The following is an 8470-nucleotide window of genomic DNA, read 5'->3' as shown; positions in this document are numbered from 1 at the left end:
GCAATTTCATCGTGTCGAACGGCAATACGATGTCGATCTCGCCGGTGGCGAGCGGGTACACGGTGACGGCGTCGAACACGTCGATCTCGACCGGCATCACGACCTGCCACGTACAGGTGGGTGCAGGCGCGACCTCGGGCGCCGATGGGAACATCACCTGCCCGTGACCTGATCAACTCCTGATCTCGACGAGGGGTCTCGACGGCGACGTCGAGGCCCCTTGTTGCTTTTCCTGGCGCCGTGCGGCGTCGGATTGTTCCGCGATCGCCGCGTTGATCCTCTTTCATACCGCCTCCATTCCCGGAGGCGTCTGTGCGTCTGCTGACTCGCCGCGGCGATTCGCTCGTCGAATTGATCATCGCCCTCGTGCTGCTCGAATGCATCGGAGCTGCGGCCCTCGCGACCGCGCTCGCCGTCGAACGCTTCGACCGTCACGCCCGCGCCGGTGCAGCGGCGGACGCAGCACGCTGGGCGGAGTACCGCCGAGCGGAGACGGCGCCGGCGTGCGTCACGGCGGCGGATCCCGACACCGGCGTTGCGATCCTGCCGGCGACCGCCGACCGGCCGTCGCTGAACGTCGTGTGGCGGTGCGGCCCATGAGGCGGGGATTCACGCTCATCGAGCTGATGATCTCCCTGGTCGTGCTCGCGATCGTCGCGTCGATCACCATCGACCTGCTGCGGCACGTTGCGCATGTCACCACCAGGGCCACCAGCGGACTCACGGTCGACCGGACCACGCTGTCGCTCGGACGCCTCCTCGAGCGAGAACTCGGCGACGCCGGGATCAGCGACGTCGCAGTCACGTCCACGACGTCGCTTGCGCTGCGTCGCGGCGTCGGTGCGGCGGTCCCGTGCGCCGTGGCCGATTCCGACCTGATCTACCCCGATAGCGCGTGGCACGGCACGCGAGCGCCCGAGGCGGGACGAGACGCCGCGTGGCTTCTCACCGATCCCATGGCCGCCACCTGGGATTCGATGCCGATCGACTCCGTCGTGGTCGATCACTGTCCCGGTGATCCATCACCGGCGACTCGCCTCGTCGTTCGTGGACCGGCCGACGGCACCATCTTCGTGCGCGCGATCGAGCCGGTCGAACTGCGGATCTACTCCAGCGGCGCCTACGACTGGCTTGGCCTCCTGCCGCAGGACCATTCGTCGTCGGTGCAGCCGTTCGCGGGGCCGCTGGCGCCGAGATCGGGATCGATCGAGCTCCGCATCCCGGCCCTTGCTGCGACGATTCGCCCCGACGGCGAAGACTCGACCATCACGGTCTTTCCACTGGGGCCGCCGTGAATGGCCGGCGGGGCGCCGCGCTGCTCCTGGTGCTGATCGCGCTCTTCCTCATGAGCTCGCTATCGATCGTGGCGCTGACTGCATGCAACGCGCGACTCCGGCTGGCCGCCGACAACCGCTGGGCGACCGAAGCGCAGCTCATCGCCGACGGCGCACTGGCGTCGATCTCGGTCGAGCGCGCGGCGGATCTTGCCGGGCTCGCCGACCACGCCGCGATTTCCTTCCCTCGGGTCGTGCGCGGCGATGGCTGGTCGTATCTCGCCGTCGGAGCGCGCCGTGGGACGCTGATCACGCTCAGCGCGACGGCGGAGCGCCGCGCGGCGGACGGCTCGCTGGTCGCCACACGTCGAGCCAGTCTCCTGCTCGTCCGTCGTGCCGCCGATACTGTCCGGGTGTTAGGGAGAATGGCTCGATTCTGAAACGAGTGGCACGGGGACTGCTAGCTACCGTTTCAGGACTCGCGGCGACGGTCGATTCCAGACCGGTCTCCTGAACAGGTAAGTACAAGTTTGGCAATGGGTTACTCGATCGTAACCGCTTGACACCACCTTCGGTGCCACGCTACGTTGCGAGAACCTTCCACCGCACAATCCGGGCACCTATGGCGCTCTTCCCGCGTTCGCGCTCCACTGTTGGGCTCGACATCGGCAGCGGTTACATCAAGGCCGTGATCATCAATCACGCCTCGGGTCAGCCGGTGCTCGAAAAGGTCGCGCTCGCTCGCGTTGCCGACGACGCGATCGTCGAAGGTGAAGTCATGGATCCGACGCTCGTCGCCGAGGCGGTGCGCAAGCTGCTCGACGACACGCAGGTCAAGGCGAAGGAAGTCGTCGTCGGCGTCGGTGGCCGCGATGTGATCATCAAGAAGATCCAGATGGACCGGATGAAGGACGCGGAAGCCCGCGAAGTGATTCGCTGGGAAGCCGATCAGCACGTCCCGTTCGATCCCGAAAACGTGGAGCTCGACTTCCAGATCCTCGACCCCGACGGTGACGGCCTGCAGATGCAGGTGCTTCTCGTCGCGGCGAAGCGGGAACTGGTCGAATCGAAGCTCACCCTGCTCGGCGAGATCGGACTCGACGCCAGCATCATCGATGTCGACGCCTTCGCCCTGCACAACGCCTTCGAGCGCAACTATCCCGACGCGATGCGCGGCGTGGTGGCGCTGGCGAATGTCGGCCACGAGACGACGACGGTGAACCTGCTCGAGGACGGCGTCCCCGTCCTCACCCGTGATCTTCCCATCGGAGTCCGCCGGCTGCGCGAGGATCTGCAGCGTGAGCGCGGCCTTGCCGCCGACGCCGCCGATCGCGTGGTGCGCGGTACCGATCCCGATCCGGCCCTCGCGCCGCACGTCGCGACGCGCGGTGAGGAGATGGCCCTCGGCATCGAGCGCGCCGCAGCGTTCCTGCAGACGTCCAACCGGCCGGTCGGGTCGCTGTCACGCCTTTACGTCACCGGCGGCGGATCGCGCGTCCCGGGGATCGCGGCGGTACTCTCCGATCGTCTCCGCGTGCCGGTGACGCCGGCCCACGCCATCGAACGCCTCGACGTCGCTCCAGGTGCCTTCGACGGACTCAACGTCGACGAAGTGTCGCCGCTGCTCATGCTTCCTGTCGGTCTCGCCCTGCGGTCTGTCGCATGAGGAACCGCCCGTGATCAACATCAATCTCAAGCCTGGCGCCCGGCGGCAATCCGCCAAGGGGAGCGCCTTCGCCGGATTCGGCGAGAAGCTTCGCGGCCTCGGCTCGCGCATCAAGGAACCGGGACCGGCGGTCGCCATCGGGGCGTGGGTGCTCGTCGCCGGCGTGATTGGCGCGATGTACCTGCACACCTCGTCGCGTCTCCACGCGCTCGAGCCCGAGATGCAGAAGACCCATGACGAGTATCAGCGATACCAGACGTTCACCGCCGAGAAGCGCAAGGAAGAAGGGGTCCGCGACTCGATCCTGGCGCAGATCGGCACGATTTCATCGGTCGACCAGGCGCGCTACACCTGGTCGCACATCCTCGACGAGATCTCGGGCGCGATGCCGGAGTTCACCTGGCTGACCAGCGTCTCGCAGGTCTCGGTCCCGGCCGATACCCTCGGCAACGCGCCGGTCACCGTGCTCATCGCCGGCCAGACCAGCGATCTGCAGAACTACACCGCGTTCCTGCGCCGGCTCGGTGATTCGCACTGGCTCACCAACGTGGTGCCGGTCAAGACCGAAACGGTGATCGACCGGAGCAATCGTCCGCTCACCGCCTTCACCGTGCAGGCGACCTTCACGCGCGCCGATTCGACCCAGGTCCAGACCGTGCCGATCCTAGAATCGACGGTGAGGTAACCATGGGCGAATCTTCGAGAACCACCACAGTCCTGCTCGCGATCATCGCGATCGCCATCGGCTACATCGCCTACACCGGCGACGGCCTGTCAATGGTGCACATGACCGGCCTGCATGCGCGCGAGATGCACGCCGATTCGATCGCCGATTCGATCAAGACGCTGCAGACCAAGATCGATGTCGCCAAGCGCGACCTGACCCGTGAGTCGGTGGAAGACGTGCAGAAGCGCGTCGCCGCCTATCGCTCGTCGCTCGCCCTGTTGCGGACGCTCGTCCCCGAGCAGCGCGAAGTGAACAACATGCTCGATGACGTGAACATGCGGTCGCGGGTGCGCGGGGTGCGGATGACGTCGTTCCAGCCGGTTGCCCCGCAGCCGGGGCCCGCGCCGTTCGACACCTACGCCTACCAGTTCTCGGTCGTCGGCCACTATCACCAGGTCGCGGAATTCCTCACCGACATCGCATCGCTGCGGCGGATCATGGTGCCGGGCGACGTCAAGCTCGCCGGCGCCTCGATGCAGCAGGCGCGCGCGTTTGGCGATACCACCTCGCTCCTCGAGGCGCACTTCACCGTGCGGACCTACGTCAAGTCGGCCACCGCTGGTGATTCGACCTCGGGAGACTCGACCCATGGCAACTAAGCGGTCGCTGCTCGTTCTCCCGGCGTTCTTCCTCGCCGCGTGCGGCAGCAAGACGCCACCGGCGCCCACCGCGGCCGCAGGCGTCGAGGATTCGACACCCAAGCCGGCTGCTGCAGCCAAGCCTGGTGCACCCAAGGTGGTGGCCTACCAGCATCCGTTCGACACGCTGGCGGCTGCAGGTGTCCGTCCGATGGTTCGCGAGACCTACAAGTACGAAAGCAGCGGGATGCACGATCCATTCATGCCGATCCAGGTACAGCTCGACCGCGGACCGGAACTCGCCGACCTCAAGCTCGTCGCCATTCTGTACGATTCGCGCCGTCCGGAAGGAAGCATCGCGACCTTCCGTGATATCGGGAACGACAAGCGCTATACCCTGGTGTCCGGCCAGCGGCTCGGCCGACTCTCGGTGGTCACCATCGCCGAGAACACCGTCAAGCTGCGCGAGGACGACTTCGGGACCGCGCGCGAACAATCCTACTCGCTCCGCAAACCGGGGGACGAGACACCATGAAGCTCGGAACTATCTCGTGGGCGCTGCTGCCGATTCTCGTCGGCCTGAGCCCCAGCCCGTCGCGACCCCAGCCGGAAGGCCAGGTCTCGTCGCTCTCTCTCTCGAGCATTGCCGGGACGGCACGCCTCACGATCGCCGCGGATCGCGGTGTCGAGGTGCGGCAGTCCCAGCTGCAGAATCCGGCACGCCTGATTCTCGACTTCGAGCCCGCGACCAAGGGTGACTTCCCGGCCTACGACGGGCAGCGCCGTGGCGCGATCAGCGACATCCGGGTCAATCAGTACAAGCCCGACGTCGTGCGCGTCGTCATCGAGTTCGACCGGATGCCCGATCTCCGCGTGGAGCAGGGGCTCGATGGCAGTGTGTCCGTGGCATACGCCGACCAGCCGTTCGCGGCCTGGGGCTCAATGCCGCACGCCATCGCAGCCACAAGCGATGCGACGCCGGTGCTGGTGCGCAGCGCTGCGTCGTCCGCATCGATCCCGCTCTCGCAGTCGACCCGGCCCAGCTACGCACAGCAGGGCGACTCGACGCGCTTCTCGGTCAACTGGGACAAGACGCCGATCGAGGACGCACTGAATCAGCTTGCCGTCCGCGCGCATCGCTCGATCGTTCCGGGGAAGAACGTCAACGGCACCGTGTCGATGACGCTCACCAACCAGACCTGGAGCGAGATCTTCCAGGCGCTGCTGGCGCAGCAGGGACTCTCCGCCACCGTCATGGCGGGTGACATCATCCGCGTCGACTCACCCGAGGAACTGGCGAAGAACGATTCGATCGAACCGCTCACCCAGAAGGTGATCCGGCTCAATTACGCCAAGGCCGCGGAGATGGCCAACAACGTCAAGGGGATGCTCACCAAGCGTGGCTCGGTGGTGGCTGACACCTCGACCAACTCGCTGATCATCGTTGACGGCGGACAGCGGATCTCGGCAATCGAAGGGTTCATCCAGAACCTCGACCTCAAGACGCCGACGATCTCGATCGCCGCGAAGCTGATCTTCGTCGACCGCACCGAACTCCAGCAACTCGGCGTCAAGTACGACGTCGGCACTGCGAATCAGTTCTTCAACAGCGTGGTGCAGCGCACCGATCCGACCACGGGGCAGCCGTTCATCCCGGGTCAGAACGTCGTCGATCTTGGCGGCAACGCCATCGCCGCCGTCTCCAACGCCGACGCGCTGATCTCCGGTTCGGCACTCGACCTGATGTTTTCAACAGCGATCGGCGGCTTCTCGCTCACGTCGTTCCTGTCGGCCCTCGAACAGGTGCAGCTCACCGACGTCGAAGCGCAGCCGATCGTCAATACGCTCGACAACCGGCAGGCACAGCTGGTCTCCGGTGAGCAGACGCCGGTGCGGGTCATCGACGCGTCGTCGTTCGGCCAGGCCAACACCGCGCCGCGCGCCAACGTGCAGTTCAAGGAAACCGGCATCAAGCTCACGGCGACGCCGCACGTCACGGCCAACCGGCAGATCTCGATGGACCTCGACGTGGAGCGCTCGTCGATCCAGCTCCTCGCGTCGGTCGACCTCGGCTTCAACATCCCGATCCAGCACGGCATCACCCGTCTGCTTGTCAACGACGGCGAGACTGCGGTGATCGCCGGGCTCACGGTGACGACGGTGACCCGCAACCGGTCCGGCATCCCGCTCCTGTCGCGGCTGCCCTTCCTCGGCAACCTCTTCTCCTTCACGACCAACAGCGAGCACCGCCAGGATCTGATCATCCTGGTGACGCCGCGGATCCTCGACGACCCCGCCGCCACGAACTGATCGGCGACGAACCGGAACATTGAGAGGGGCCCCGCGAAGTTGCGGGGCCCTTTCTCGCTCCGCTATCCTCTATCATGCACTTCCGCTTCACGACCGCAGGCGAATCGCACGGCAAGGCACTCGTCGTCATCGTCGAGGGCGTTCCCGCCGGCCTTCCGATCGATGCTGCGGCGGTCGACAAGGATCTCGGCCGCCGGATGCAGGGATACGGCCGCGGTGCGCGCATGAAAATCGAGCAGGATCGCATCGAATGGCTCGCCGGAGTTCGCGCCGGCGAGACGATCGGGTCGCCGATCGCGATGCTGATTCACAATCGAGACTGGGCCAACTGGGAAGACGTCATGGCCGCCGAGGGAACGCCTGGCGACGCGCGCCGGCGCCGGGTCACGCGGCCGCGGCCCGGCCATGCCGATCTGGTCGGCGTGATCAAGTACGACCGACTCGATGCCCGCGACATCCTCGAACGCGCTTCGGCGCGGGAAACGGCGGCGCGGGTCGCCGCGGGCGCCGTGGCACGATGCCTCCTCGCGGAGCTTGGCGTCGAGATCGGTTCCCATCTCGTCTCGCTGGGCGGAATCCGCGCCAACGCGCCGGCGCCGCTCCCCGCACCCCTCGACGACGCCAGCGACGCCTCACCGGTGCGGACGCTCGACCCCGTTGCTGAAGCGGAGATGATCGCGCGCATCGACCGGGCGAAAAAGGACGGCGACACCCTCGGCGGCGAAATCGAAGTCGTTGCGCGCGGGCTCCCGGTCGGTCTCGGCAGCCACGTGAGCTGGGACAGGAAGCTCGACGGTCGCCTCGCCGGAACGCTGATGTCGATCCCCGCAGTGAAAGGCGTCGAAATCGGTCTCGGCTTCGAAGCCGCGCGGCGCCCCGGCTCCGCGGTACACGATCCGATTGTGACATCCGATGGCGTAACGCCTTCCGATGTCATCCCGAGCGAAGCGAGGGATCGTTCCCCGAGTGCACGCGACCCCCGCGCCGGCTTTGCGCGCATTGGCAACAACGCCGGCGGACTCGAAGGGGGAATGACCACCGGCGAGCCGCTCGTTGTGCGCGTCGCGATGAAGCCGATCTCGACGTTGATGTCGCCGCTCAAGACCGTCAACCTCGCCACCGGCGCCGAAGCCAACGCACAGAGCGAACGCTCCGACGTGACCGCGGTTCCCGCCATGGGGGTGATCGCGGAAGCGCTGGTTGCGATTGTCCTCGCCGACGCGATGCTGGAGAAGTTTGGTGGGGATGCGCTGACCGAGACTCGCCGTAATCTCGAAGGGTACCTCGCCGCCGCCGGGCGCCGCTGGGATGCCGTTCGCGCCCAATCCGACGCTGCCGCCCCCCGGTCGGAGGGCGGCTGACCGCTCCCCGTCACATCATCCTGATCGGGCTTCCGGGCGCGGGGAAGAGCGCCGTGGCGCCGCATGCAGCGAAGCTGCTCGAAGCGTCGTGGTGCGACCTTGACGAGCGGATCGTCCGCGATGCCGGACAGCCAATCCGCGAGATCTTCGCGGGCCATGGTGAACCCCACTTCCGCGATCTGGAGCGAGCCGCCTTGCGGCAGGCGCTGGACGAAGCGCCCCAGGTGATCGCCGCCGGTGCTGGGTGGGCGGCGGAGCCGGGAAACCTCGAATCGGTGACCGGCCGCACTCTCGTCATATACCTATCTATTGCGCCATCCGACGCCGCGGCCCGGCTCGCCGGCGACCGGACCCGTCCGCTCCTCGACGGCGACGAGTTGGAGCGACGAATCACTGATCTTTTCCGCATCAGGGAGCGCTTCTATCGCCTCGCGGACCTCGAAATCGCGACTGGCGATGCTGCCGTCGAAGCGGTCGCGGCGGCGGTATCGGTCGCAGCACGGCAGTACGGCAATTGGTAAGTCGTTGCTGAGCCGGTATTTGACTCGCCACTC

General features: G+C 66.7%; 10 protein-coding genes. All 10 read left to right on the top strand.

The window, feature by feature from the left end:
- The first annotated feature begins 312 nt into the window (after window positions 1-312).
- The 10 genes from VGM20_09140 (at window position 313) to VGM20_09095 (ending at window position 8437) form a co-directional block, all read left to right on the top strand.
- The gene (locus tag VGM20_09140; GenBank protein HEY4101027.1) at window positions 313-600 is read left to right on the top strand and encodes a hypothetical protein; all 288 of its coding nucleotides are present in this window, start codon (window positions 313-315) and stop codon (window positions 598-600) included.
- A complete protein-coding gene (locus VGM20_09135) occupies window positions 597-1295 on the top strand; it encodes a prepilin-type N-terminal cleavage/methylation domain-containing protein (protein HEY4101026.1) in 699 nt (232 codons plus the stop codon). Before VGM20_09140 ends, VGM20_09135 begins: the two co-directional genes overlap by 4 nt.
- Window positions 1292-1714, top strand: a complete 423-nt coding sequence (locus VGM20_09130; protein HEY4101025.1) for a hypothetical protein — start codon at window positions 1292-1294, stop codon at window positions 1712-1714. Before VGM20_09135 ends, VGM20_09130 begins: the two co-directional genes overlap by 4 nt.
- Before the next feature lie 182 nt (window positions 1715-1896).
- Window positions 1897-2940, top strand: coding sequence for a type IV pilus assembly protein PilM (gene pilM / locus VGM20_09125; GenBank protein HEY4101024.1), 1044 nt, complete (start codon window positions 1897-1899; stop codon window positions 2938-2940).
- 10 nt (window positions 2941-2950) lie between these two features.
- Window positions 2951-3625, top strand: coding sequence for a PilN domain-containing protein (locus VGM20_09120; protein ID HEY4101023.1), 675 nt, complete (start codon window positions 2951-2953; stop codon window positions 3623-3625).
- Window positions 3626-3627: 2 nt separating this feature from the next.
- The gene (gene pilO / locus VGM20_09115) at window positions 3628-4266 is read left to right on the top strand and encodes a type 4a pilus biogenesis protein PilO (GenBank protein ID HEY4101022.1); all 639 of its coding nucleotides are present in this window, start codon (window positions 3628-3630) and stop codon (window positions 4264-4266) included.
- Window positions 4256-4780, top strand: a complete 525-nt coding sequence (locus VGM20_09110) for a hypothetical protein (GenBank protein HEY4101021.1) — start codon at window positions 4256-4258, stop codon at window positions 4778-4780. The genes pilO and VGM20_09110 overlap by 11 nt, the downstream gene beginning before the upstream one ends.
- A complete protein-coding gene (locus VGM20_09105) occupies window positions 4777-6555 on the top strand; it encodes a secretin N-terminal domain-containing protein (GenBank protein ID HEY4101020.1) in 1779 nt (592 codons plus the stop codon). The genes VGM20_09110 and VGM20_09105 overlap by 4 nt, the downstream gene beginning before the upstream one ends.
- 74 nt (window positions 6556-6629) lie before the next feature.
- Entirely contained in the window at window positions 6630-7916 is a 1287-nt protein-coding gene (gene aroC, locus VGM20_09100) for a chorismate synthase (GenBank protein ID HEY4101019.1), read from the top strand.
- Window positions 7859-8437, top strand: coding sequence for a shikimate kinase (locus tag VGM20_09095; GenBank protein HEY4101018.1), 579 nt, complete (start codon window positions 7859-7861; stop codon window positions 8435-8437). Before aroC ends, VGM20_09095 begins: the two co-directional genes overlap by 58 nt.
- Window positions 8438-8470 lie beyond the last annotated feature (33 nt).

Source organism: Gemmatimonadales bacterium (genome assembly GCA_036500345.1).
Taxonomy (GTDB): Bacteria; Gemmatimonadota; Gemmatimonadetes; order Gemmatimonadales; family GWC2-71-9; genus Palsa-1233.
Note: the sequence above shows the minus strand (reverse complement) of the source record. Positions and strands in the feature narration are given on the sequence as shown.

Coding starts and splice junctions, on each gene's coding strand:
- pilO (HEY4101022.1), top strand. CDS start 3,628: ATGGGCGAATCTTCGAGAACCACCACAGTCCTGCTCGCGATCATCGCG.
- VGM20_09135 (HEY4101026.1), top strand. CDS start 597: ATGAGGCGGGGATTCACGCTCATCGAGCTGATGATCTCCCTGGTCGTG.
- pilM (HEY4101024.1), top strand. CDS start 1,897: ATGGCGCTCTTCCCGCGTTCGCGCTCCACTGTTGGGCTCGACATCGGC.
- aroC (HEY4101019.1), top strand. CDS start 6,630: ATGCACTTCCGCTTCACGACCGCAGGCGAATCGCACGGCAAGGCACTC.
- VGM20_09105 (HEY4101020.1), top strand. CDS start 4,777: ATGAAGCTCGGAACTATCTCGTGGGCGCTGCTGCCGATTCTCGTCGGC.
- VGM20_09110 (HEY4101021.1), top strand. CDS start 4,256: ATGGCAACTAAGCGGTCGCTGCTCGTTCTCCCGGCGTTCTTCCTCGCC.